The following is a 25472-nucleotide window of genomic DNA, read 5'->3' on the forward strand; positions in this document are numbered from 1 at the left end:
GCTCAGATGGACGACAACATCCTACCCGATCCTATGGCCAGCCTTAGCGCAGATCTCGCACAGGAGATATTTCCGATTGCGAGGAGCGATCGGCGAAAGAACAAGGATCTTTTTTTCGATATAATCCCGGAGGATCGGCTAAAGAACGACGCTGACTTCTACGACGGCCTCCTCCGCATCATTGCATCAGGAGATCATGCGCGCCTGCGTCGCTATGACGACCGTATGAAGCGGTCCGGGGATATGACCAAGACCTTCGGATTTCGCGCACTACGCTGGCTGGTGACCCGATCCGCGGGGGAACTGACTTCTGATGAGATTCACGACATTCCGGAGGACCATTTCCCCTTCGGAACACCAGAGCGAGAAGTGCACCGAATCTACCTCGGTCTCGTAGGGATAGATTCATCCATGGCGCCGGTCTCGCCTGCGGAGGCGGGAGGGAAAGAAGCTCCTTCGGCTCGCGACTGGATGACTCTCGCTCAAGGTCTTGCCGACGGTGCGCAAAGCTTGGATCGGCCCGACGTCGAAGCGGCCGCGCGCTTGGTAGAGCTGGCCGAGGCGCTGTACGAGGCTTGTCGCACCGCTGCTGCAGCTGACGCTGCGGAGGAGAACATCCGTCTACGAGCAGACGCCTTGCGTGACCGGCTCATTACACTCGATCCGGATCTGGCCGACGCTTGGCCCGAGGATGCTTCCGCCGAGAGCCTCGACCGGATCGAGGAAACACTCGCGGAGGCAGAGATTGCTTATCAAGCTGCTCTAGAGGCCGAAAATGCGTTCGAGGCGGCAGATCGTGAGGTGCGCGCTGCTGCAGAGGCTCGGGCCTACGAGCGTCTCCCAGATTTGTCGTCGCGCGCGAAGGAGCAGGGGATCCAAGCGTATTCGGCTCGCACTGATCGGGATAAGGTATTCGCGGCACTGCTTGCGCTACTATCGCAGGAAGAACCAAAGGACACATCCGCAGGAAACGGCACCGAACCTGATTCCGCCAAGGACGAACCCGAGCCGGGATCAATCGCGGAGGCGGCGTCACCTGAACCGGAGGTCCCGGTGCAGATTGCAAACCACCCGGACGATGCTTCGCCGGACGCCGACAAGCCGGAAACGGCGAAAGAGGCAACGATGCAGCTTGGCGCTGCTCGGCCTGAGAGCAGCGCAGAGGCCGAGAGCAATGCGCAGCCTGAGCCTGAGCCTGAGCTTGAGACAGCCATTCTGAGCAAAACTGATTTCACGCAAGAAGCGTTACCGGAGGCGGCGCACGTTCCGCCGGACTTATCGCCAATTCCGGAAGGGACGGATCCGGAAGAACTGCTCGCACAGTATCTTTCCGCGGGCGAGATCGCCTTCGCTTGGCATCTGGCGCGGCTTGTAAAGACACCAGTATCGGCGCCGATCCTGCGGACGTTGGCGATCCTTCCCGCCATACATCAGCCCGAGGACATGGCGGATCCGAGGCGCAGCAGTGCGCTTGCCGAACTTGCGGCCGCTTTGCCCGAAGCGACCGATCCCGTCGCGGCGGGGAGGCTAGCCCTAGCAGCGCTGTTGCGCCCGGCCCTGTTCGACCCCGATCACGGAGCCCGCGGCATTCTGGAAAACCTCGTTGGCTTGCCGGGGCTCGAAGCACAAGCACCGCTGATCGAGGCGCTCGTCAACCTTGGCTACGATGTGCGGCTGTCGGCTGGACTGCTTGCCGAACTTGCCGGGAATCGACCGCCGTCGGCGGAACCGGCCATGCGCAGGCGCCTCGAGGGGTGGTTGGCTGAAGCACGGCACCGAAAGACGGTGCATCAGCCGACTTACGCGATATTCCACAGAGAGCTTCACCAAGAGGGTGAGATTGGACGTGTCGCCGAGGCTGTGTTGGCCGGGGCCGAGAACGCAGAGGCGCTTGCGCAGGATCTGATCGACAGGCTTGCCCATGATAGGAATGCGCAGGAGGCTTTCGTTTCCGAAGCCGAACGGCGCAGTGGCCGCCCAAGACGGGACCGGATCGAAGGCATGGCGCTCGATTGGTTTTGTCGAGGGATTCAGGAGGCCTGCGATCAATTCGCCGACTGGATTGAAGCGCGGCGCCAGGATGCTCGGCTGACGCAGGATCACAGCCGCGAGCGGCTGCTGCGCGCTCTTGGACCCGTACGAAAGGCCCTGGACATTCGCGTTAGCGGGCCGACCGAAGGCGAAGGGAAACTTGCCGAAGCTTCTGGTCTCGTTCTGGCCGACAAGCTCGACGATTTGCGGAAACTCATCGAAGGTCGGGCGGCACTTTCGGTCACGCCGCGCATTCAAGATCTGCTCGAATCCCCGCTACTGCGACTGCCCGGCGGTTGTCAGGACTGGACCGAGGATGACGGTCCTGCCTTTGATTCCGAGCGTGCGTTGCGCGATCGTCGCCTTGCCGCCGCTCTCGTTAGGCCGGAGTTGATTGCACCGAACGTATCCCTTGCATTCGACGCGAGGCTGAAAGAGACGGCGGTGCTCGCCGCGCAACGCCTCCTAGACCGACTGCATGAGAGCGACCTACCCAAAAATCAATACGATTCTCGACGGCAGCAGCTCGACGAGGTGCTTGAAGCTGCCCGCCGAAAGGCGCGCGAGCGTGTGGCACGTCTTCGGCAATCCTTGACGACGATCGGTTACCTTGATCTCGACGCTGCAACGGCGCTACCCGGTGATCTGTCACGACTCGCCCTCATCGATTCCGCCTTGGTCGCCTCGGACAAGGGTGACGACGTGATGTTGCCGGCACTGAACAGAATTCGACGGCCTGATCTGCCGCCAGACTTTCCAGAACTCGATTCCCTCCTTGCCGAGATGGAAGTGCGCCGGGACCGTCTGCAGGAGCAGATTGCCGAGCGTCAGCGGCTGGAACTGGAACGGCTCATGGCCTTGCCACAGGGGGAATCGGCGCGGGAGCTTCTCGCGGTCTTCGACCGCTTGGATCCAGTTACTGCCGACGACGCGATCGCCGAGATCAAGGCGGGACGAGCGGTCCCGATGCCAGAAGTTGCTGTTCCCGATGTTTTTGCCCGATTCTTTCCCGGCTTTGTCGCTGACATCGCGGCAGAACCTGAAGAGACCAAGCGAGGGCGAATTCAGGCTGCCTTGGAAACGCGAGGATCGGCTGGGCCAATCAACCTGGCAAGCATCGACGAGCGGCGCGCCCGCAGGCTCAAGCAGCTTCTAGAATCTTGGGGTCAGGGAGAGAACGCGCTGCGGCAGAGCCAGCCTGCTCGGCTGCGCGAGGCTTTGGCGAAGCTGTTCGAGTTGATCGGATTCAGTGGAGTGCGCCTTGCCGACGGGCGCGAAGCCCTGCCTGGACGGCTTCGGCTGCTGACGATGAACTGCGATGTGCCGCGCCGGGCAGACGGCTTCCTTCCCCCCGCGTTCGGCAGTGTCGCGGGCGGACGCTATCAACTGCTAGCGGCACGCGCGGATGTGCCCATCGACCAGCTCCTGCGCCAAATCGGAAGCGAAGCCCCCGATGCGCCTTGGATCGTTGTGCTATTCAACAGGCTTGACGTCAAAGATCGTCAACGCCTTGCACGCCAGATGAGGTCCGAGGCGCGTTCAGCTGTCTTTCTCGACGAACCGCTTCTGCTCTTCGCGGGTCTCGAAAGCGACGATACGCTCGCAACTCTTTTCGATTGTGCGATGCCCTTTGCATGGGTTCAGCCGTATACGATCAGCCCCGGCCGGATTCCGCCCGAGATCTTTTTCGGTCGCGAGGCCGAGATCGACCGGATCGTTTCTCGCAACGCAGAGGGTTGCCTGATCTACGGCGGTCGGCAGTTGGGCAAGTCGGTTCTTCTCAACCACATTCGCGGAGAGCGGCATCGGCCGGAGCGCGGCGAACTGGCGCTCTATCTCGACATCAGGTCTATCGGAGGGCCAGGTGTGCCGGCCGAGGGCATCTGGCAATCACTTGCTCATGAGTTGCGCAGGTTCGCGGAATTTCAGGAGATCGAGTCCGACCCCAAGGAACTGGTTGCTGCAGTTGAGACCTGGCTCGACCGCGACCCCGCACGTCGTCTGCTTGCAATGTTCGACGAGGCCGACAACTTCCTGCGCACCGAACATGCCGCCGGGTATCCCCACCTCCTGCCGCTCAAGGGGCTCATGGAGAGGACCGGACGGCGCTTCAAGGCGGTATTCGCGGGCCTGCACAATGTCCGACGGATGGCGCGGGCGCCAAACTCACCGCTGCCGCATCTTGGCGAGCCAATCTGCATTGGGCCTATGAACCAGAGCCCCGCAAACCGTACCGCTCTACGGCAGCTCGCGGTTGAGCCGATGCGCGCGGCCGGTCTTGACTATTCCGAACAGGAACTCGTTTCGGACATGTTGGCGCGAATGAACTACTATCCATCTCTTGTGCAGGTCTTTGGCCGGCAGATCGTTGAAAGCTTCGGCAGGCGGCCGCGCGCAGGCAACGTTGGACCGCGCTGGAAATTGGACCGAGAGAGCCTTTTCGAGGGCGCTGCTGCGGAGAGGATCGCCGATCAGATCCGCGATCGCTTTCAGTTAACGCTGAACCTCGATGTCCGTTACGACTGTATTGCCCGCTCAATCGCGCTGCACCGGCTCGAAGCGGCAGGCGGCGACAACAAGGTTCTGGCACAGGGGCTGACGGCAGCCGAGATTCGCAGGATCACACATTGGCCGAAGGCGCTCGCTCAACCAGCGATGACTGATTTCGAGGAACTCCTTGAGGAGCTGGTAGATCTTGGCATCCTCAGCCGGTTTCCCGACAAACGGTATGGGTTGCGAAATGCCCAAGTGGCGCAGATGTTGGGGCGGCAAGAGGAACTGGAGGACGCTCTCCTTCGGCTCGACGAACGTGAGGACGACCCCGCATACGACGCGGCGCTATTTTTCCGGTTGCTCGCGCCCGAAATACCCGGTGCGCGCGCCCCTCTATCCGACCGTGACCTCGACAGAGTGTTTGATCGGCGCGTTCCCGGTATACGTTTGGTCCGATCTTCTGCTGCGATTGTCGGTGGTGATGTCGCGGGCCGCGTTCTTGCTGCAGCACGTCTCTGGCTGCCCGAAGGCAACCATATCCGAACCAAGAGCGACGACGCGCAGGTCCGGCGCGCGCTTGACAGGGTCAAGACAGGACCTGCGGCTCTTGTGATTGAGGGTGATTGGTCGCCTTCTTCCGCGGCGCAGCTCGCCCGCCAACCGAAGGTCGAGCGGGGAGACGTGCTGCCGATCTGGTGCGTGTCGCATGTCACTTCACCTGCGGATGGGATGATCGTCTTTGATGCTGGTGCGTGGTCCGAGGCGATGCTGCGGCATTGGCTGGCAGACGAGGGCTTCGTTCCAGCTCTGGACGATGCGCCAACGCGAGCTGCGCTCATGGCTGCAACGGGCGGAGCGCCGGCCCGTCTGGAGGCGCTTCGCCATTTCCTGTCGGACCTGGCGGTTCGACCGGTCGCTGGCCGTGCCGAGGATCTTGCAGACTGGGCGGCGAAAACGCCGCTGTCAGCGGAATCTTTGGGTCTTGATCAAGCCGACTTGAATTGCCTGAACACGCTTCACCAACTTGAGGACCTCGATCCGTCGCTCGCGGATTTCTTGGGCGAGTGTCCCGACGCGACTGCGCAAAGGCTGGAACGCCTCGCCACCTTCGGAACACTTCGCCAAGGGCGGACACCCGACGCTGCACCGATCCTCACCCCGCTGGGCAGACTGTTCGCTGAATGACGGCAGATCCGGATCCGTGGAGTCTGCCAGGCCTCGGCAGGTGGCTTAATGACTTAGCGCGGCGGCTCGATCATGGAATCGCCGTGCTTCCTTCGGACCCGAGCCGTCCGCCCGGCGTCGAGGCAGCGCTAAGGGCTCACCTACGGCATCCGCCCGTCGAGTTCCGCGCGGATATTGGCCAGTCCCCCGCCGCCGCCGTGGCTGATGCCTTCGGTACCGCGCCAACGCTCGAGGCGCTGCTCAATCCAGTACTGGACGAGGAACTCGGTATCATATCGCTCTCGGAAATCGGACCAAATGACGTGGCAGTTTGGTCTGTATTCCTGGAGCGTTTTGCGGCTGCCCGTGCTTCGGGGCGCGCCGGCCCAGCGTTGCTGGTGACCGACATACCGGCGGACCTGGCTATTCCGGCCGAGGCAATGCCTCAGAACTGGCAGAAAGGGCTGCGCCGGGGAGACCGAGTGATCTGGGCAGAAGAGCATCTTCCCGCAACGCGCGACGGCTTGGCCGGAGAATTGGCAGTAGTGCTCGCAGTGGAGCTGTGTGCTTGGCGGCTGGACCTCGCGGCGTCGCTGGTACAGGCTGGTCTCGATGACTTGGCCGATCCAGTAGCGTGGCTTTCGCGCCGCGCCGAGGCCCCGATCCTTGGACAAGAGACCCCATGCCCGCTAGCCATTCTCGCCGGTCAGCGAAAGAGCGAAATACAGCAACGCATCTGGAAGGCGCAGTTGACAGCTTTGTTTCCCGAGATCGAGAGTAGACGACTTGAGATTGTGGCAGCGCATCGGAGCCGGCTAAGGCTCGATGATCATCTGCGTGGCCTCGGTGTGGCCTCAATCGAAGAAATTGAGCTGGGTGCGCTTCGTTTTCAGTTACGCGGGGCTCTGACCCGACAAGAGACCGATCGGCTTGATGTGCTTGTGCGGGCACGCAATGCGCTCGCCCACCGCCAACCTGTGCCTCCTGAAGATGCACTAAGACTCCTTCGCAACTGAAATCTGGCGACGCCTCGATCCATTTCGGTTGCGACCTCGGCTAGCAGGCCCAGCTCTTTTTCTACTATTTGGCGTGTCGCATCCGCAATTAATGACGAGACACTAACCGATCAGGTTTCGCGTCGATACCGCAGGCATTAACTTGCGGGGCGCTCGAATACCTCCCTCAGCCTGTCAATCGGCATCCAAACGGGCCCCCCGATCGGCGCCCAAAAGTGACCCCTTTGGCTCGCGGTTGAGCAGGCCCGTGGCGGCGTAGCTTTCCAGCTGGCGCAGCCGACGCGGGCCTGCGTTTCGAAGGCGGTCAGGCTCGTGTTTTGATGCGCCAGCTGTCGTTGCCGGTTTCGACGATGTCGCAATGGTGGGTGAGACGATCGAGCAGCGCGGTGGTCATCTTCGCGTCTCCGAAGACGGTCGGCCACTCTCCGAATGCGAGGTTTGAGAACGGCGGTGAGAAATTCGTCCACGGTAGCGGTGGCTTGGTGCTGCTGCGGGCGGCGTAAAAGTCGTCCACCTATTCCCTTTCTGCGGCGGCAGGGAGGGCGTGAGGATTTACAGCGTGGACCTATATCTGAGAGTTCGCCAGGCTTGCGCGGAAGGCATGAGCCAGCGGGAAGCGGCGCGGGTGTTCAACATCTCGCGTGACACGGTTGCGAAGATGATGACCTTCTCGGTGCCACCGGGCTACCGACGGACGGCCGAGGTCAGGCGGCCAAAGCTTGATCCTTTCATCCCGATCATCGAGGGCTGGCTGGAGGCGGACCGTTCGATGCCGCGCAAGCAGCGGCATACGGCCAAGCGGGTGTTCGACCGGCTTCGCGATGAGTGCGGCTTTACCGGCGGCTATACGATCATCAAGGACTACATTCGGGAGCGGGAACGGCGGGGCCAGGAGGTATTTGTGCCGCTGTCGCATCCGCCGGGCCATGCTCAGGCCGACTTCGGCGAGGCGCAGGTCCGGATCGGGGGCGTCGAGCAGAAGGCCCACTTCTTCGTGCTGGACCTGCCGCACAGCGATGCGTGCTATGTGCGGGCCTACCCTGCGGCGGTGGCCGAGGCCTGGGTTGACGGCCACATCCATGCCTTTGCGTTCTTCGGCGCGGTTCCCCAGTCTGTGCTCTACGACAACGACCGCTGCCTTGTGGCGAAGATCCTGCCCGACGGCACCCGCAAGCGGGCGGAGCTGTTCAGCGGCTTCCTGTCGCATTACCTGATCCGGGATCGCTATGGCCGCCCGGGCAAGGGAAACGACAAGGGTAATGTCGAGGGTCTGGTGGGCTATTCGCGGCGTAACTTCATGGTGCCGATGCCGGAGTTCGCGAGCTGGGAAGCGTTCAACCTCTGGCTGGAGGAGCAATGCCGCAAGCGACAGCGTGCTGTCTTGCGCGGTGAAAGCGAGACGATCGGGGAAAGACTGCAGCGTGACCTTGCCGCGATGCGCCCGCTCCCTGCGGCTCCCTTCGATGCCTGCGATCAGGAGACCGGCCGCGTCTCGTCGCAATCGCTCGTGCGCTACAAGACCAACGACTACTCGGTGCCCGTCGCCTACGGCCATCAGGATGTCTGGATCCGGGCCTATATGCATGAAGTGGTGATCGGTAGTCGTGGCGAGGTGATCGCCCGCCATCCCCGGTGCTGGGAACGCGATGAGATCGTCTTCGACCCGATCCATTACCTTCCGCTGATCGAGCAGAAGATCAATGCGCTCGACCAGGCAGCACCGTTGCAGGGCTGGGACCTACCAGAGGAGTTCGCCACGTTGCGCCGGCTGATGGAGGCGCGGATGAACCGCCATGGCCGACGCGAATATGTCCAGGTTCTGCGGCTTCTGGAGACTTTCGATCTCGCCGATCTGCGGGCTGCCGTGACGCAGGCCCTCCGGATGGGGGCGATCAGCTTTGATGCAGTGAAGCATCTTCTGCTTTGCCGGGTGGAGCGCCGACCACCGCGCCTGGACCTCGACTGCTATCCCTACCTGCCGAAGGCCACAGTCGAGAAGACCAGGGCCGTATCTTACATGCGGCTTGAGCACCTCCCCGAAAATCGGACAGTGACGTAAGCTCTGATCTTCCGTCTGCTGGTCTCCAAGAACGAGGAGAACAGACGATGTCGAAACGCAGGAACCATGACGCGGGCTTCAAGGCTCGCGTGGCGCTGGAAGCCGTGAAGGGCGAGCGCACCGTGTCGGAGCTGGCCGCGGAATACGGCGTGCATCCGACGATGATCCACCAGTGGAAGAAGGCGCTGCTCGAGGGGGCATCGGACATCTTCGAACGCGGCAGGAAGAAGAAGGCCGAGGTCGACGAGGAGACGGTGCGATCGCTGCACGCCAAGATCGGAGAGCTGGCCGTCGCCAACGATTTTTTGTCACGAAAGCTCAAGCCCTGGACCGGCAGGTGAGGCGCGGGATGATCGAACGCTCTCACCCCACGCTGTCGGTCGGGGCGCAATGCCGTCTGCTGTCGATCTCGCGGTCGTCGTTCTACTACGCACCGCAGGGCGAGACCGAGATGAACCTGGCGCTCATGCGGCTGATCGACCGTCAGTTCCTGGAAACCCCCTTCTACGGCGTCCAGCAGATGACCTGGCACCTGCAGAACGAAGGGCACCCAGTGAACGTGAAGCGCATCCGGCGGCTGATGCGGCTCATGCGTCTGATGCCGATCTACCAGAAGCCCAACACCAGCAAGCCTGCGAAGGGGCACAAGACCTACCCCTATCTGCTGGGTGGCCTGCGGGTCGATCGGCACAACCATGCCTGGTGTGCCGACATCACCTATCTGCCGATGCGACGAGGCTTCCTCTACCTGGTCGCCATCATGGACTGGTTCACCCGCAAGGTGCTGGCCTGGCGCATCTCGAACACGCTCGAAGCCGACTTCTGCGTCGAGGCGCTGAACGAGGCGGTCCACCGCTTCGGCCCGCCCGAGATCATGAACACCGATCAGGGCTCGCAGTTCACGTCCTTCGCCTGGACCGACCGGCTGAAACGGATCGGCACCCGGATCTCGATGGACGGCAAGGGCCGGTGTCTCGACAACATCTTCATCGAGCGCCTTTGGCGGTCCCTGAAGTATGAGTGCGTCTATCTGCACGCCTGGGAGACCGGCTCGCAGGCGAAGGCGGGCGTTGGCCGATGGATCACCTTCTACAACCACCAGCGGCCCCACGCCGCCCATGGCGGACAGCCGCCCGCCGTGGTCTACTTCAACCAGATCGAAACCGATCAGCAGGGGCAGAGAGTAGCTTAAATCATCCCGGAAACTGTCCAAGAGATGGGGAGTAGCTCAATGTGGACGCGGTCCGCGACGACCTCGATACACTGGTTCTGGATGCTGAACTGCTCGAAGCGGTCCTCGGCAACCCTGACCCGGAAAAGAAGGCCAAGGAAATCTCGGTCAAGCTGGCGGGTCGCCTTCGGAAGCACGCCGGGAACCCGAAGTTCAAGGCGCTGGGCGAGCGCCTGGAGGACCTGAAGAACCGGCATCAGCAGGGTCTCCTGCTGTCGATCGACTTCCTGAAGGAGCTTCTGGCGCTGGCGAAAGACGTGGTGAAGACCGAGCGCGAGACGCCAGAGGAAGAGGACATCAACCGGGGCAAGGCGGCGTTGACCGAACTGTTCGAGGAAGCACGGAACGGCGACACGCCTGTGATGGTCAAGCGGGTCGTGGACGATATCGACGAGATCGTGCGCGCGGTCCGGTTCGACGGCTGGCAAGCCACGCACGCGGGTGAACGCGAGGTCAAGAAAGCGCTTCGCCAGACCCTATTCCGCTACAAGCTGCACCAGGACGCAGAGCTGTTCGAGAAGGCGTACGGGTATATTCGTGAATATTATTGAGGACTTATAGGAGATGGCTACTTCCAAGCATGTTCTCGGTCGACTGACCCGTGTCGATCTCCGGAATATCTGGACGAGCGAGTCCAGTGACTTCACCCCGTGGTTGGCGCGAGAAGAAAACCTGACGGTATTGGGCGAAGCGCTCGGCATTGATCTCGAGTTGGAAGCACAGGAGAAGGCCGTTGGGCCTTTTCGGGCCGACATCCTGTGCAAGGACATCGGAACCGGTGCTTGGGTGCTCGTCGAGAACCAGCTTGAACGCACGGACCACAGTCACCTGGGGCAGCTCCTGACGTATGCCTCGGGGCTGGAAGCCGTGACAATTGTATGGATTGCGGCCAGATTCACAGAAGAGCATCGTTCGACACTCGACTGGCTCAACAAGATCACAGACGAGAGCTTCCGGTTCTTCGGATTGGAGGTTGAGCTGTGGAGGATCGCGGACTCGCCCGCTGCACCCAAGTTCAACATCGTTTCCAAGCCGAACGACTGGTCTCGCTCGGTCGCGCAGGCCGCGAGAGCCATCGACGAAGCTGAACTGTCCGACACGCGGGTGAAACAGCGGGCCTATTGGGGCGCCTTTCATCAGGCGCTTGACCAAGCTGCAGGCGCCGTTTCCGGTGGCCGTAAGCCGCAGCCACAGTCGTGGATGGGCTACTCGATCGGTCGGACCGGCTTCAACCTTGGAGCGGTAATGATCCGCCCCAAGCGACAGATTAGGACGGAACTATACATCGCGGGTGACCAGGCGAAGGCCTTCTTCCACCTACTCCACGAACAGCAGCAAGCCATCGAGCAAGAACTTGGCTATCCCCTCGAGTGGGAGGAGCTTCCCACGCGGCGCGATTGCCGTATCTCGGTCTACATGACGGATGTCGATCCGGAAGACGAGCGAGACTGGCACCGCCAGCACGAGTGGCTAACCTCCAAGATCAACGACTTCCACAGAGTTTTTCTGGCTCGTGTGCGTGATCTGGATGCTGAAGACTGGAAGCAAGATGGCGAGGTCAACGTTTCGGTCGGAACCACTCAGCTTGACGGTTAGATGGGTGTGAATCGCTGGCAGAGTTCGGTTTGTGTTCCTTCTGGGGGCGCAACCCTGAAATCCAAGAGTTGAGCACGCCGTTCGATAAAATAGCTTAAATTCAATTGCTTGTGAAAATTTCACCAAAACCGTGCAGGCAACAGGTCCGGAGAATATCGACCCCGAGAGACCACTTCCGGGCCGCCTGGCGCCGACGCCGGTGCTCAGCCCATCCCGCATAACCCTCGAAAACAACGGAAAAATCCGGCCGGAGCCGGATCGGGAGAACACTTTCGCGAAGGCAAGTGGCGGACGGTGAGGGATTCGAACCCTCGAGACGGTTCCCCGCCTACACACTTTCCAGGCGTGCGCCTTCGACCACTCGGCCAACCGTCCGTGGCGGCTCGTCTAGCGCGACGGGCCGGTTTTCGCAAGGCTTCACAGCCGGGAAATCTTCTTCTGCAATTCCGCCAGTTGCCGGCGGATCTCGGCCATGTCCTCGCCCTCGCCGGCCTTCTTGCCGGCCTTGCCCGGCGCCGCGTCGTCATCCAGCGCGGGGCCGCTGCTGCCGGCGGTGCTCCAGCCCGAGGCCATCGCCTTCAGGAACAGCTGCTGCTGGCGCTGCAAGGCCTCGAAACCCGGCATCGAGGACATCGGGTTCGGGAAGGTCGACAGGTTCTCCATCATCTTCGACTGGCCCTCGCGCAGCATCTCGAAGCTGGCGGCCAGGAATTGCGGCACGACGGATTGCGCCTGGGTCGTGTAGCTGCGCACCAGGTCCACCAGCACGTCGATGGGCAGCACGCTTTCGCCCCGGCCCTCATGCTCGGCGATGATCTGCAAGAGATATTGCCGGGTCAGGTCGTCGCCGGTCTTCAGGTCGACGATGCGCACCTGGCGGCCGGCGCGGATGAAGCCCGCGATGTCGTCGAGCGTGACGTAGTCGCTGGTCTCGGTGTTGTAGAGGCGGCGGCTCGCATAGCGCTTGATCAGCAGCGGGGTCGTGTTCTCGGCCTCAGCCATGGCTCCTCCGGCAATGCATTTGCAGCATGATGGGAAATGGCCCGCGGAAATGCAAAGAAAATCGCCATGCCGCGCCGCAAGAGGCCGCGCGCGGGCATGAAAAAAGGGGGCAGAACCTGCCCCCTTCTCGAACTCGATCAAGCCGTCAGGCCCGGATCAGACTTTCGCGACGGTCGGGTTGGTCGAGGTCGCGGCGGCAGTGGCTTTCTTCACCGCGGCTTGCGTCTCGCGGGTGGCCTTCTCGGCGGCCTTCTGGGCGTCGGAAGCCAGGTCCTTGCCGGCGGTCAGCATCAGATCGACGGTGTCCATCTGCACTTTCTTCGCCACCTCGGCAAAGGCGGCCATGTGCTCGGCAGCCATCTCGGCGGCGGCCGAAGCGAAGTCGCTGACGGCTTTCGCGTATTCGGCCGGCTCTTCCTTCGAGGCGGTCAGTTCGCCCAGGCGAGCGATGGTGTCTTTCGCCCACTGCGACGAGATCTCGGTCGAACGCTCGGCAGCGGCCAGCGCGACTTTCGCCATTTTCTCGCCCAGCGCGGTCTGCGACTTGAAGGCGTCCTGGAAGGACGAGGTGTCGATCGGCAGTTTCGACATCATTTCTTGCATGGTCTTGGTGAAATCGGGGGTCTTGGCCATTTGCTCTCTCCTAGATCGGCGCGAAGCTTGGGCACCGGGTGATTGTTCTGTCCCCTCATATACTTTCTGCACCGCAGCATTGCAAGAAAATTTTTGCTGCGGTGCAGAAAATTCCTCAGGCCCGCTCGTGGACATAGATGCCGGGCGCCGGGCCGAAACCTTCGCCGGGCTCGCGCGCCTCGACCATGCGGCCGGCGTGCTGGGCCAGCCATTCGCCCCAGCGGCCCCACCAGCTGCCCTCGTGATACCGGGCCTTGTCGCGCCAGTCCTGCTCGCCGCCCTCGAAGCCGGCGTCCGAGGTGTAATGGCCGTATTTCTTCTTGCTGGGCGGATTGATGATGCCGGCGATATGGCCCGATTCCGACAGGATGAAGCGCTTGTCCTTCGATCCCATCTGCGCGATGCCGCGCCAGCTGTCGCGCCAGGGGGCGATATGGTCGGTCTCGCAGGCGATGGCGCAGAGCGGCACCTCGACCTGGCTGATGTGCAGCTTGTGGCCCATCAGCTCGAAGCCCTCGCCGGCGAAACGGTTCTGCTGGCAAAGGCCGCGCAGATATTCCACCGCCATGCGGCCCGGCAGGTTGGTGCCGTCGCCGTTCCAGAACAGCAGGTCGAAGGCCGGCGGCGTCTCGCCCAGCATGTAGCTGCGGATCGCCGGGCCCCAGACCAGGTCGTTGGCGCGCAGGAAGCTGAAGGTGCGCGTCATCAGCTGCGCGCCCAGCACGCCGGTGCGCCCGGCCTCTTCCTCGATCCCCGAGACGAAATCGTCCTGCAGATAGGGGGTGAATTCGCCCTGCTCGGCGAAATCGGTCAGCGTGGTGAAGAAGGTGGCCGAGTTCACCCGGTCGTCGCCGCGCTGCTTCAGCAGCGACAGCGTCAGCGCCAGGGTGGTGCCGGCGATGCAATAGCCGACAACGTTCAGCTTTTTCTGGTCGGTCAGGTCCAGCACCCAGTCCATGATCTCGAGATAGGACGAGACATAATCGTCCATCCCGGTGTCGCCATAGCTGGGATCGGGGTTCTTCCAGGCCACTACGAACAGCGTATAGCCCTGATCGACCACCCATTTGATCAGGCTGTTCTGCGGCTTCAGGTCCATGATGTAGAACTTGTTGATCCAGGGCGGAAAGATCACCAGCGGGATCTCGTGCACGCTTTCGGTGGTCGGCTTGTACTGGATCAGCTCATAGAGCCTGGTGCGCGCGACCACGGTGCCGGCAGAGGTGCCGATGTTCTCGCCCACCCGGAAGGCGTCGCGGTCGGCCAGCGAGACGATCAGCTCGCCGCTGTGGTTCTCGACGTCGCGCACCAGGTTCTCGAGCCCGCGCACCAGGCTTTCGCCCTCGGTCGCCACGGCCTTTTCCAGCGCGTCCGGGTTGGTCGCCAGGAAGTTCGTCGGCGCCATCATGTCGATCATCTGGCGGGTGAACCATTCGACCCGGCGCCGGTCGGTCATCTGCGGCAGGTCGAGCGCGCTTGCCGCCTCGGCCAGGGCCTGGGCGTTGATCTGGTACTGGCGCTTGATGAAGTTGAAGAAGGGATGCGCCTCCCACAGCGGATTGGCAAAGCGGCGGTCGCGCGGCCCCTCGTCGGCCGGCGGCACCAGCGTGCCGCGGGCCAGCGCGGCCTGGGCTTCGGCGAAATGGCGCAGGGTTTCGCCCCAATAGCTGACCTGCTGGCCCATCACCCGCTCGGGCTGTTCGGCCAGCAGCTTCATCCAGGCCGAGGTGGCGGTCGCGAACAGGTCGGGGCCGGGCATCTCGACGCCGGGGCTATGCGGCTTGCGCTGCGACAGGGCGCTGATCAGGCGCTGGGTCAGCGATTCGATGCGCTCGATATTGGCGGTCAGTTGTTCCGGCAGCCGGCTGGAGCTGCCGAAGGCGGCCTCGGCAAAGGCCACGGTGGCGGGATTGCGCAGGGCGGGGGCGGCGGTGTCCGAGGCCCCGGCGGCGGGCCGGGCAGCGGCCCCGGCAGCCGGCGCACGGGCGGGGGTCGCCTGGGCGGTCGGGGCCGCCGGGCCGGTCGCGCCGAGCGGCCGCAGCGCCTCGTCGGCGGCGCTCAGCGTTGCGGCATCGGCCTTGGCCACCTTGGCGGTAGGCTTGCGGCGGGTGCCGGTGCGGGTGTCGCTGCGCACGGCGGCGCGGGCACGGGCGGCAGCGTTGCGCGGGGTGGACTTGGCGGCCGCAGCCTTGGCCGCGGCCGGTTTCGCGGCCGGCTTGCCGGCGGGCACGGCAGCGACTTCGGCTTTGGCGGCTTCGGTTTTCACGGCTTCGGTTTTGGCGGGCGCCTTGGCCGCCCGGCTGCGCGCCGGCTTCGGCTTGGCGGGGGCCGAATCGCCCGGGCCCGGGGCGGCTTCGGCGGCCGGGCTCACCGTCTTGGCCGATGCGCGGGCCTTCGGGGCGCCGGAGGGGGGATTTCCCCCGGCTCCGGCAGCCTTGGCATCCGTGCCCGCGTCCGGTTTTTCGTCCTTGCCCGCCATAATTGACAATCCTCCCCTAAACGTAAAAGCATTATGCCTAGCATATACCGCAGGTAAAGCCGTGACCTTTCCCGGCCAGGCCGAATCCGGCGCACCCAACGGAGAATTGGCAGCGATGGCGACTTACAAGGGACTGAGGGGCATCATCTCCTACGACGCGATGGAGACGATCCGCAACACCAATGAATGGATGGGGGCCAGCGCGCGCGCGCTGTCGTCCTATCCGGCCTTCGCGATGATCCCGAACCCGATGTTCAAGCTGATGTCCGCCTGGGGCCGGGTCGCAGAGCGCAGCTTCGCCCGCATGGTCATCAAGCCGGACTGGGAAATCCCGCCCATCGTCTCCGAGGACGGCCAGGACCATGTCGTCTATGTCGAGCCGGTGGTCGAGCGGCCTTTCGGCGACCTGGTGCATTTCCGCGTCGCCCGGCGCGAGCCGATGGCCCGCAAGGTCCTGCTGGTCGCTCCAATGTCCGGGCACTACGCCACCCTCCTTCGCACCACCGTCACATCACTGCTTCCGGACTGCGAAGTCTATGTGACGGATTGGCACAATGCCCGTGACATTCCGGTCAGCTGCGGCAAGTTCGACATCGAGGATTACACCCAGTATCTGGTCGACTTCATCCGCCACCTCGGGCCGGACGTGAACGTGATCGCGGTCTGCCAGCCGGCGCCGCTGGCCCTGGCCGCGACCGCCCTGCTGGCGGAGCAGGAGCCCAAGGCGCAGCCGCGCTCGCTGATCCTGATCGGCGGTCCGATCGACCCCGACGCCGCCGCGACCGAGGTCACCGACTTCGGCAACCGCATGACCATGGGCGAGCTCGACTACCTGATGATCCAGCAGGTCGGCTTCAAGTATCGCGGCGCCGGCCGCATGGTCTATCCGGGGCTGGCGCAGCTTTCCTCCTTCATCGCGATGAATGCCGAAACCCACGCCAAGGCCTTCATCGACAAGATCTTCGCCGAGGCGCGCGGCGAGGGCTCCGAGGGCGACAAGCACTACAAGTTCTACGACGAATACCTGGCCGTGATGGACATGACGGCGGAATTCTACCTCTCGACCGTCGAGCGCATCTTCAAGGGGCTCGAGATCGCGCAGAACCGCTTTACCGTGAACGGCCAGCCGGTCGACCTGTCCAGGATCACCGATGTCGCGGTCATGACCATCGAGGGCGCCAATGACGACATCTCGGCCCCCGGCCAATGCGTCGCGGCGCTGGCGCTGTGCTCGGGCGTGCCGGACGAGAAGAAGCAGCAGCATCTGGAACCCGGCGCCGGCCATTACGGCATCTTCGCCGGCAAGAGCTGGCGGCTGAACATCCGCCCGCTGGTGCTGGACTTCATCGACGAACAGCTCAGCGCCCCGGCCACCCCGATCCGCCGCCGCCGCGGCACGGCGCCGGTCGACTGCGGCCTGACCTCGGGCAACGATCTCGACGGCAAGCTGGCGGTCTGACCGACGGGCACTTTAACGAAAGGCGCGGCCCCGGCCGCGCCCTTCTCATGCCCGCTCCAGCACCTCCTGAAGCGCCGCGCCGATCAGCGCCAGGCAATCCGGCGTCGAAAAGCGATGGTCGGCGCCCTTGACCAGCACCAGCCGCATGTCGGGGCCCTCGGCATGGCCGAGCAGGTCCAGCGCCCAGGACACCGGCACGTCGGCATCCGCCGTCCCCTGCAGGAAGCGCACCGGAAAGGGCAGTTCCAGCGGCCGATCCAGCACCAGGTGCCGGCGACCGTCCTCGATCAGCCGGCGGGTGATGACATAGGGCGCGTCGTAATCGCTGGGCCGCAGCACCCGGCCCTCGCGCAGCAGCGCCTCGCGCTGCCCCGCGTCCATGCCCGCCCAGAAGCCGCGTTCGGTGAAATCCGGCGCCGCCGCGACGGTGACCAGCCCCGCCAGCCGCTCGGGCATGGCCCGCGCCAGCAGCAGGCTGATCCAGCCCCCCATGCTCGACCCGACCAGCAGCACCGGCCCCTCGACCCGGTCCAGCGCCGCCTGCGCATCGGCCAGCCAGTCGCCGATGCAACCCTCCTCGAAGGCGCCCGAGGATTCGCCATGGCCGGAATAATCCAGCCGCAGGAACGCGCGCCTGCGCGCCCGCGCCCAATCCTCCAGCCAGACCGCCTTGGTGCCCTGCATGTCCGAGCGGAACCCGCCCAGGAACACCACGCAGGGCCCCTGCCCCTCCAGCCGGTTGCAAGCGATCCGCCGCCCCTGCGGCCCGTCCAGAAATTCCGTCATTCTTTCTTGTCCAAATATCCTGCGGGGGAGTCGCGCCAGCGACGGGGGCGCAAAGCCCCCGGCGAACCTAGCCGCATTGACAAGCCCCGGCAATCGCGCGACACCCGCGCCACATAACCCGCAACCGGGCGTTCCGTGGGCGCCAAACCGACGAGGAGGACATGATGTCCCAGATCTCCCTTACCTTCCCCGATGGCAATGCACGCGACTATCCCGCCGGCACGACCGCGGCCGAGGTCGCGGCCTCCATCGCGCCCAGCCTGGCGAAGAACGCCATCTCGGCCAGCCTGGACGGCAGCCATATCGACCTGGCCTGGCCGATCGAGAAATCCGGCAGGATCGCCATCAACACGATGAAGGACAGCGAGCCGGCGCTGGAGCTGATCCGCCACGACCTCGCCCATATCATGGCCCGCGCGGTGCAGGAACTCTGGCCCGACGTCAAGGTCACCATCGGCCCGGTCCGCGACCAGGGCTGGTTCTACGACTTCGACCGCGCCGAACCCTTCACGCCGGAAGACCTCGGCGCCATCGAGGCGCGCATGAAGCAGATCATCGCCGCCCGCGACCCGGTCCGCACCGAGGTCTGGGACCGCGCCCGCGCCCGCGCCTATTACGAAGAGCGGGGCGAGCCGTTCAAGGTGGAGCTTCTCGACCGCATCCCGGGCGACGAGCCGATCCGCATGTATTGGCACGGCGACTGGCAGGACCTTTGCCGCGGCCCGCACCTGCAATCGACCGGCCAGGTGCCGGCCGACGCCTTCAAGCTGACCCATGTCGCCGGCGCCTATTGGCTGGGCGACGCCTCGCGCCCGATGCTGCAACGCATCTATGGCGTGGCCTTCAGGAACCGCGACGACCTCAAGGCCCATCTGACGATGCTGGAAGAGGCCGCCAAGCGCGACCACCGCAAGCTGGGCCGCGAAATGGAGCTGTTCCACTTCCAGGAAGAAGCCCCCGGCATGGTGTTCTGGCATCCGAACGGCTGGACGATCTATCGCGAGCTGGAGGCCTATATGCGCCGCCGCCTGATCCGCGCCGGCTACAAGGAAATCAAGACGCCCCAGGTCGTCGACCGCATCCTGTGGGAGAAGTCGGGCCACTGGGAAGCCTATCGCGAGAATATGTTCATCGTCGAGGTGGACGAGGAAGGCGCCAAGGAAAAGCGCGTCAACGCGCTGAAGCCGATGAACTGCCCCTGCCACGTCCAGGTCTATAACCAGGGCCTGAAATCCTATCGCGATCTGCCGCTGCGGCTGGCGGAATTCGGCTCCTGCCACCGCTACGAATCCTCGGGCTCGATGCACGGGCTGATGCGGGTGCGCGGCTTCGTCCAGGACGATGCGCATATCTTCTGCACCGAGGACCAGATCGAGGACGAATGCGCCGGCTTCATCGCGCTGCTCTCATCGGTCTATCAGGACCTCGGCTTCGACGGGTTCGACATCAAGCTCTCGACCCGGCCCGAGGTGCGGATCGGCACGGATGCGCAATGGGACAAGGTCGAGGGCGCGCTGAAAGGCGCCATCGAAAAGCTGGGCCTGCCCTATGAGATCAACCCCGGCGACGGCGCCTTCTACGGGCCGAAGCTGGACTTCAAGCTGACCGACGCCATCGGCCGCGAATGGCAATGCGGCACCTTCCAGGTCGACCCCAACCTGCCCGAGCGGCTCGAGGCGGAATATGTCGGCGAGGATGGCGCCAAGCACCGGCCCTATATGCTGCACCGCGCCGTGCTGGGCAGCTTCGAGCGTTTCATCGGCATCCTGATCGAGAACTACTCGGGCAAGCTGCCGCTGTGGCTGGCGCCGCGCCAGGTCGTGGTCGCCTCGATCGTCTCGGGCGCCGACGGCTATGTGCAGGAAGTCGTGGCCCGGCTGCGTCAGGCGGGCATCCGCGCCGAAGCCGACACCCGCAACGAGAAGATCAACTACAAGGTCCGCGAGCATTCGGTCGGCAAGGTCCCGGTCATCATGGCCATCGGCATGAAGGAGGTCGAGGACCGCAGCGTCTCGATCCGCCGTCTTGACAAGCAGGGCAGCGAGGTGCTGAATCTTGACCAGGCGGTCAAAACGCTTCGCGAGGGAGCGACTCCGCCCGACCTGCGCTGACTGATTCGACCGGAAGACCAGCGACAATTCGCCCAGAACGCCGCACAAACCCCAGCGATCCCGGGGGGTGCGGCGCTTTCCTGCTTGCGTTTTTTAAGGAATCGTTCATCCTCGCGTCCGCGTGAGCACGACTTTCTACCGCCTCCCTTCACGGGGCAGCCGGACTTGACGGGAAAGGGCTGCACGGCCCGGGCGCAATCTCGCCCCGGGAGGACTTGAAGGAGAGACGGTATAATGGCTACCGGCACCGTGAAATGGTTCAACGCCACCAAAGGCTATGGCTTCATCGCACCCGATGACGGCGGCAAGGACGTTTTCGTCCACATTTCCGCCGTTGAGCGTGCTGGCCTGACCGGCCTGAACGACAACCAGAAGATCGCCTACGAACTGCAAGCCGGCCGCGACGGCCGCAGCTCGGCCAGCGACCTGAAGCTGCTCTGATCCGCCAGAGCCCGGAATTCCCGAAACGGCCCGCCCCGTCGCGGGCCGTTTTCCTTTGCGTCGAGCCGGCTTCTTTCTTGTCGAAATATCCCGGGGGAACGCGGGAGCGCCCCCATCGAGGGGGCACTCCCGCGTGGGGGCAGAGCCCCCTTTCCCGCCGCGCGCCAAGCGCCTATCTGGACAGGCGGAAACAAGCGAGGGACTGCGGAATGAACCTGGCCGAACACGTGCTGCGCGCGGGGCTTGCCCATCCGGACCGGCTGGCCATGTCGGTGCTTGGCCTCGGCCGCGCCGACCGCTGGTCGCATGCCCGGCTGCGCCGGGCGGTGCTGGGCACGGCGACCGGCCTGTTGCAGCAGGGCCTTGCCCCGGGCGACCGGCTGCTGATGCGGCTGGGCAATACGCCGGCCTTCCCGATCACCTATCTTGGCGCCATCGCGGCGGGAATCGTGCCGGTGCCGACCTCGGCCATGCTGACGGCGCCCGAGATCACCCGCTTGGCCGCCACCCTGCAACCGAAGATGATCGTCGCGGATGCGGGCATCGCCCTGCCCGACCACCCGGCCCCGGTGCTGCCCGCCGCACGGCTGGCCGAGTTCGAATCGCTGCCCGCCGCCGATTTTGCCCGGGGCGATCCGGACCGGCTGGCCTATGTCGTCTTCACCTCGGGCAGCTCGGGCCAGCCGCGCGCGGTCTGCCATGCGCATCGGGCGATCCTGGCGCGGCGGATGATGTTCGACGGCTGGTATGGGCTCACGCCGCAGGACCGGCTGCTGCATGCCGGCGCCTTCAACTGGACCTTCACGCTGGGCACCGGGCTGATGGACCCCTGGACCCTGGGCGCGACGGCGCTGATCCCGGCCGAGGGCGTCGCGCCCGAGCAGATCCCGCTGCTGGCCAGCCGCCACGGCGCCACGCTGATCGCCGCCGCGCCGGGCGTGTTCCGGCGCATGCTGCGCGCCGACTGGCAGCCCTGGCCGGGGCTGCGCCACGGGCTGACGGCGGGCGAGCGGCTGGACCCGGGCCTGCGCCGCGCCTGGCAGGCCCGCACCGGCACCGACCTGCACGAGGCCATGGGCATGTCCGAATGCTCGACCTTCCTGTCCGGCAGTCCGGCCCGGCCGGCGCCCGAGGGCACGGCGGGCTTTGCGCAGCCCGGCCGCCGCCTGGCCATCCTCGACGAAGCGGGGGCCGAAACCAGCGGCCCCGGCACCTTGGCCGTGCACCGCTCGGACCCCGGCCTGTTCCTGGGCTATCTCGACCAACCCAAGGAAACGGCGGAGAAATTCCTGGGCGACTGGTTCCTGACCGGCGACCTGGCCGAGGCCACGCCCGAGGGCGCCATCCGCACCCTGGGCCGCGCCGACGACATGATGAACGCCGGCGGCTTCCGCGTCGCGCCGGGCGAGGTCGAGGATGCGCTGGCCGCCCATCCCGAGGCCGGAGAGGTGGCGGCAACCGACCTGCCCGTCGGCCCCGGCTCGAGCGTCATCGCCGCCTTCTGGACCGGCCCGGCCCCGGCCGAAACCCTGCGCGACCATGCCGAGGCCCGGCTGGCACGCTACAAGCAACCCCGCGAATATATTCAGCTTTCCGCCCTGCCCCGCACGCCGACCGGCAAGATCAACCGCCGCGCCCTGCGCGAGCAATACCGCAAGGACCAGCCATGACCGAGCCCCTTCCCGGCCAGATCCGCCTCGACATCTTTGCCGACCCGGTCTGCCCCTGGTGCCTGATCGGCAAGGCCGAACTCGACCGGGCGCTGGAAAGCCGGCCCGACCACCCGTTCGCGATCACCTGGCAGCCCTTCCAGCTGGACCCGCAGATGCCGCAGGCCGGCATGGATTACGTCGCCTATATGAAGATGAAATTCGGCGACGAAAAGGGCATCCTGGCCGCGATGAAGCCGGTGATGGAGGCCAGCGAGCGCCTGGGCCTGTGGATCAATCCCAGCCTGATCGAGCGGGTGCCGAACACGCTGAACGCCCATCGCCTGCTGCATTGGGCCGCGCTGGAAGGGGCGCAGACCCCGGTCATGTCCGGGCTGATGCGGGCGCATTGGCGCGAGGGCCGGAACATCGGCCATCCCGACGTGCTGGCCGGGATCGGCGAACAGGCCGGCATGAATGGCGAGGTGATCCGCCGGCTGCTCGCCACCGCCGAGGACCGCGACGAGATCGCCGCGCGCGAGATCCACGCCCGGCAGCGCGGCATCGGCTCGGTCCCGACCTTCATCGTCGCCGAGACGCATGTCGTCACCGGCGCCCAGCCGGCGAGCCTGTGGCAGAGCGTCATCGACGAGCTGACCGGGCGCGCCTGACGCCCTGACGCAACGGCAGCGCGCGTTGCATCGGCATCACCGCGCCGGCAAAACCGCCAAACCCCAGCAAACGCTGGGCGGCGGCCTGCGCAGCCCGTGCAGCGGGCGTACACCGCGCGTACACCGCCCGTGCACCGCCGGAGGGACTTTCACGCCCCGGATCCGTGCTTATCTGTTATCCTGAAGCCTCGGCCCGCGTCCTGGGCCGCGCGAGAGGATGCCGATGACCCGCTTTGCCGCCCCCATCGCCGAACAGATCTGGGACATGAAATACCGTCTGAAACAGGCCGACGGCACGCCGATCGACCTGTCGGTCGAGGACAGCTGGCGCCGCGTCGCCCGCGACCTCGCCCGCGTCGAGGCCGACCCGGCGTTGTGGGAGGACCGCTTCTATGCCGCGCTGGAGGATTTCCGCTTCCTGCCCGCCGGCCGCATCCTGGCCGGCGCCGGCACCGGGCGCGAGGTCACGCTGTTCAACTGCTTCGTCATGGGCACCATCCCCGACAGCATGGAGGGCATCTTCCAGGCGCTGAAGGAGGCCGCGCTGACCATGCAGCAGGGCGGCGGCATCGGCTATGACTTCAGCACCATCCGGCCCAGGGGCGCGGCGGTGCATGGCGTCGCCGCCGACGCCTCGGGGCCGCTGTCCTTCATGGACGTCTGGGACGCGATGTGCCGCACCATCATGTCCGCGGGCTCGCGCCGCGGCGCGATGATGGCGACCATGCGCTGCGACCATCCCGACATCGAAGCCTTCATCGAGGCCAAGCAGGACAGCGCCCGGCTGCGCATGTTCAACCTGTCGGTGCTGGTGACGGATGCCTTCATGCAGGCGGTCCGCGAGGACGCGCCCTGGGATCTGCAATTCGACGGCAAGGTTTACCACACCATCGCGGCCCGCGACCTGTGGAACCGGATCATGCGCGCGACCTATGATTACGCCGAGCCGGGGGTGATCTTCATCGACCGCATCAACCAGCTGAACAATCTCGGCTATGCCGAGACCATCGCCGCCACCAACCCCTGCGGCGAACAGCCGCTGCCGCCCTATGGCGCCTGCCTGCTGGGCAGTATCAACCTGGCCCGGCTGGTCGAGGCGCCCTTCACGCCCGAGGCGCGGCTGGATCTGCGCGGCCTGGACGCGCTGACCCGCACCGCCGTGCGGATGATGGACAATGTCGTCGATGCCAGCCGCTTTCCCTTGCCGCAGCAGGTGGCCGAGGCCCGGGCCAAGCGCCGCATCGGGCTGGGCGTCACCGGGCTTGCCGATGCGCTGGTCATGCTGGGGCTGCGCTATGGCGCGCCGGGGGCGGTGGCGCAGACCCGGGAATGGATGCATGCCGTCGCCCGGGCGGCCTATCTCGCCTCGGCCGATCTCGCGCGCGAAAAGGGCCCGTTTCCGCTGTTTCAGGCCGAGGCCTTCCTCGGCTCGGGCTTCATGGCGCAGATGGACGAGGACGTGCGCGAGGCCGTCGCCGCGCATGGCATCCGCAACGCGCTGCTGACCAGCATCGCGCCGACCGGGACGATCAGCCTTTACGCCGGCAATGTCAGCTCGGGCATCGAGCCGGTCTTTGCCCATGCCTATACCCGCAAGGTGCTGCAAAAGGACGGCTCGCGCAGCGAGGAGGAGGTGGTGGACTATGCCGTCGCGCTGTGGCGCGAGGCGCATGGCGACGGGCTGCCGCCGGCTTTCGTCGATGCGCAGGGGCTGGCGCCGATGGACCATGTCGCCATGCAGGCGGCGGCGCAGGAATGGGTGGACAGCTCGATTTCCAAGACCATCAACTGCCCCGAGGACATCGGCTTTCAGGCCTTCAAGGACGTCTATCTGGCCGCATGGGAGCTGGGCTGCAAGGGCTGCACCACCTATCGCCCGAACGACGTGACCGGCAGCGTGCTGGCGGTCAGCGAGGGCTCCGAGGCCGCGCCGCAGCCCGACCGCGGCGCCGAGGTGGTCTATCTGACCGAGCCGCTGGACCGGCCGGCGGCGCTGGAGGGCGCGACCTACAAGCTGAAGTTCCCCGGCAGCGAGCATGCGATCTATATCACCATCAACGACATCGTGCAGGCCGGCCACCGCCGCCCGTTCGAGGTCTTCATCAACTCGAAGAACATGGAGCATTTCGCCTGGACCGTGGCGCTGACCCGGATGATCTCGGCGGTGTTCCGGCGCGGCGGCGACGTGAGTTTCGTGGTCGAGGAGCTGAAGGCGGTCTTCGACCCGCGCGGCGGCGCCTGGATGGAGGGACGCTACGTGCCCTCGATCCTGGCCGCGATCGGCGGGGTGATCGAGCGCCACATGATCGCCATCGGCTTCATCGAGGCCGAGGGCAAGGGGCTGAAATCCGACCCGAAGGCGCTGGCGGTGGGCGATGGGCCGCAGGCGCGGGCGGGGGGCGAGGCGCCACGCGGCCCGGCCTGCCCGTCCTGCGGGCAATACGGCATGCTGATGATCGAGGGCTGCATGACCTGCCCGCATTGCGGCTATTCGAAATGCGGCTGAGGGGGGCGGGCCGTAATTGTGCGGCCAAGCATAAAATGAGCCCAGGATTTTTCTTGGCTCACTTTATCTTTATCTATCAATATGCTGCTGAATTCGTCCCTTCAGGCCCTGTGATCGCTTCACCCTTGTCCGGCTTGAGCGCGGT

General features: G+C 65.0%; 15 protein-coding genes, 1 tRNA gene and 2 pseudogenes. 12 read left to right on the forward strand and 6 right to left on the reverse strand.

The annotated features are described in order from the left end of the window. The first annotated feature begins 6 nt into the window (after positions 1 to 6). The gene (locus PARN5_RS0103125) at positions 7 to 5709 is read left to right on the forward strand and encodes a hypothetical protein (RefSeq protein WP_017998339.1); all 5703 of its coding nucleotides are present in this window, start codon (positions 7 to 9) and stop codon (positions 5707 to 5709) included. After that, positions 5706 to 6704, forward strand: a complete 999-nt coding sequence (locus PARN5_RS24025) for a hypothetical protein (RefSeq protein ID WP_157403916.1) — start codon at positions 5706 to 5708, stop codon at positions 6702 to 6704. Before PARN5_RS0103125 ends, PARN5_RS24025 begins: the two co-directional genes overlap by 4 nt. A gap of 304 nt (positions 6705 to 7008) precedes the next feature. Here PARN5_RS24025 and PARN5_RS23190 read toward each other — a convergent pair. After that, positions 7009 to 7146: pseudogene (locus PARN5_RS23190) on the reverse strand (ATP-binding protein); the annotation flags it as partial. Positions 7147 to 7263: 117 nt separating this feature from the next. Here PARN5_RS23190 and istA point away from each other — a divergent pair. From istA to PARN5_RS21515, 4 genes and pseudogenes are all read left to right on the forward strand, one after another. Continuing rightward, entirely contained in the window at positions 7264 to 8763 is a 1500-nt protein-coding gene (gene istA, locus PARN5_RS0103140; RefSeq protein ID WP_026155139.1) for an IS21 family transposase, read from the forward strand. A 47-nt stretch (positions 8764 to 8810) separates the two neighbouring features. Further along, a pseudogene (locus PARN5_RS0103150) lies at positions 8811 to 9955 on the forward strand (IS3 family transposase). A gap of 41 nt (positions 9956 to 9996) precedes the next feature. Beyond that, positions 9997 to 10545, forward strand: coding sequence for a hypothetical protein (locus PARN5_RS0103155; RefSeq protein ID WP_017998344.1), 549 nt, complete (start codon positions 9997 to 9999; stop codon positions 10543 to 10545). A gap of 13 nt (positions 10546 to 10558) precedes the next feature. Then, positions 10559 to 11590, forward strand: a complete 1032-nt coding sequence (locus PARN5_RS21515; RefSeq protein WP_036744552.1) for a DUF4268 domain-containing protein — start codon at positions 10559 to 10561, stop codon at positions 11588 to 11590. Positions 11591 to 11875: 285 nt separating this feature from the next. Here the strand turns inward: PARN5_RS21515 and PARN5_RS0103165 are convergent. The 4 genes from PARN5_RS0103165 to phaC form a co-directional block, all read right to left on the reverse strand. Then, positions 11876 to 11965: transfer RNA gene (locus PARN5_RS0103165), tRNA-Ser, on the reverse strand. Positions 11966 to 12007: 42 nt separating this feature from the next. Next, complete coding sequence (gene phaR, locus PARN5_RS0103170) at positions 12008 to 12592, reverse strand: polyhydroxyalkanoate synthesis repressor PhaR (protein WP_017998346.1); 585 nt, start codon at positions 12590 to 12592, stop codon at positions 12008 to 12010. A 156-nt stretch (positions 12593 to 12748) separates the two neighbouring features. Further along, positions 12749 to 13225 carry a phasin family protein gene (locus tag PARN5_RS0103175; protein WP_017998347.1) on the reverse strand — a complete coding sequence of 159 codons (477 nt, stop codon included), beginning with the start codon at positions 13223 to 13225 and terminating at the stop codon, positions 12749 to 12751. Positions 13226 to 13340: 115 nt separating this feature from the next. Next, a complete protein-coding gene (phaC, locus tag PARN5_RS0103180) occupies positions 13341 to 15491 on the reverse strand; it encodes a class I poly(R)-hydroxyalkanoic acid synthase (RefSeq protein WP_346420403.1) in 2151 nt (716 codons plus the stop codon). Positions 15492 to 15837: 346 nt separating this feature from the next. On the opposite strand from phaC, the gene phaZ reads away from it, so the two are divergent. Next, positions 15838 to 17163 carry a polyhydroxyalkanoate depolymerase gene (phaZ, locus tag PARN5_RS0103185; RefSeq protein ID WP_026155140.1) on the forward strand — a complete coding sequence of 442 codons (1326 nt, stop codon included), beginning with the start codon at positions 15838 to 15840 and terminating at the stop codon, positions 17161 to 17163. 45 nt (positions 17164 to 17208) lie between these two features. Here the strand turns inward: phaZ and PARN5_RS0103190 are convergent, their stop codons facing one another. Continuing rightward, positions 17209 to 17949: an alpha/beta hydrolase gene (locus tag PARN5_RS0103190; protein WP_017998350.1), complete on the reverse strand. Its 741-nt coding sequence runs from the start codon at positions 17947 to 17949 to the stop codon at positions 17209 to 17211. A gap of 164 nt (positions 17950 to 18113) precedes the next feature. Between PARN5_RS0103190 and thrS the strand changes: the two genes are divergently transcribed. From thrS to PARN5_RS0103220, 5 genes are all read left to right on the forward strand, one after another. After that, positions 18114 to 20060 (forward strand): threonine--tRNA ligase, encoded by a 1947-nt coding sequence (thrS, locus tag PARN5_RS0103195; protein WP_026155141.1) that lies wholly within the window; start codon positions 18114 to 18116, stop codon positions 20058 to 20060. 234 nt (positions 20061 to 20294) lie between these two features. Next, a complete protein-coding gene (locus PARN5_RS0103200; protein ID WP_017998352.1) occupies positions 20295 to 20501 on the forward strand; it encodes a cold-shock protein in 207 nt (68 codons plus the stop codon). A gap of 209 nt (positions 20502 to 20710) precedes the next feature. After that, entirely contained in the window at positions 20711 to 22171 is a 1461-nt protein-coding gene (locus tag PARN5_RS0103205; protein WP_017998353.1) for a class I adenylate-forming enzyme family protein, read from the forward strand. Further along, positions 22168 to 22821: a DsbA family oxidoreductase gene (locus PARN5_RS0103210; RefSeq protein WP_017998354.1), complete on the forward strand. Its 654-nt coding sequence runs from the start codon at positions 22168 to 22170 to the stop codon at positions 22819 to 22821. Before PARN5_RS0103205 ends, PARN5_RS0103210 begins: the two co-directional genes overlap by 4 nt. A gap of 223 nt (positions 22822 to 23044) precedes the next feature. Further along, positions 23045 to 25327, forward strand: a complete 2283-nt coding sequence (locus PARN5_RS0103220) for an adenosylcobalamin-dependent ribonucleoside-diphosphate reductase (RefSeq protein ID WP_017998355.1) — start codon at positions 23045 to 23047, stop codon at positions 25325 to 25327. Positions 25328 to 25472: the final 145 nt, after the last annotated feature.

It is taken from the genome of Paracoccus sp. N5, from assembly GCF_000371965.1.
In the GTDB taxonomy this organism is placed as follows: Bacteria; Pseudomonadota; Alphaproteobacteria; order Rhodobacterales; family Rhodobacteraceae; genus Paracoccus.

Excerpts from the sequence above, each read along its gene's own strand:
- PARN5_RS0103125 (WP_017998339.1), top strand. The coding sequence starts at position 7 with ATGGACGACAACATCCTACCCGATCCTATGGCCAGCCTTAGCGCAGAT.
- PARN5_RS24025 (WP_157403916.1), top strand. The coding sequence starts at position 5,706 with ATGACGGCAGATCCGGATCCGTGGAGTCTGCCAGGCCTCGGCAGGTGG.
- PARN5_RS21515 (WP_036744552.1), top strand. The coding sequence starts at position 10,559 with ATGGCTACTTCCAAGCATGTTCTCGGTCGACTGACCCGTGTCGATCTC.
- phaR (WP_017998346.1), bottom strand. The coding sequence starts at position 12,592 with ATGGCTGAGGCCGAGAACACGACCCCGCTGCTGATCAAGCGCTATGCG.
- PARN5_RS0103175 (WP_017998347.1), bottom strand. The coding sequence starts at position 13,225 with ATGGCCAAGACCCCCGATTTCACCAAGACCATGCAAGAAATGATGTCG.
- PARN5_RS0103190 (WP_017998350.1), bottom strand. The coding sequence starts at position 17,949 with ATGACGGAATTTCTGGACGGGCCGCAGGGGCGGCGGATCGCTTGCAAC.
- thrS (WP_026155141.1), top strand. The coding sequence starts at position 18,114 with ATGTCCCAGATCTCCCTTACCTTCCCCGATGGCAATGCACGCGACTAT.
- PARN5_RS0103200 (WP_017998352.1), top strand. The coding sequence starts at position 20,295 with ATGGCTACCGGCACCGTGAAATGGTTCAACGCCACCAAAGGCTATGGC.
- PARN5_RS0103205 (WP_017998353.1), top strand. The coding sequence starts at position 20,711 with ATGAACCTGGCCGAACACGTGCTGCGCGCGGGGCTTGCCCATCCGGAC.
- PARN5_RS0103210 (WP_017998354.1), top strand. The coding sequence starts at position 22,168 with ATGACCGAGCCCCTTCCCGGCCAGATCCGCCTCGACATCTTTGCCGAC.
- PARN5_RS0103220 (WP_017998355.1), top strand. The coding sequence starts at position 23,045 with ATGACCCGCTTTGCCGCCCCCATCGCCGAACAGATCTGGGACATGAAA.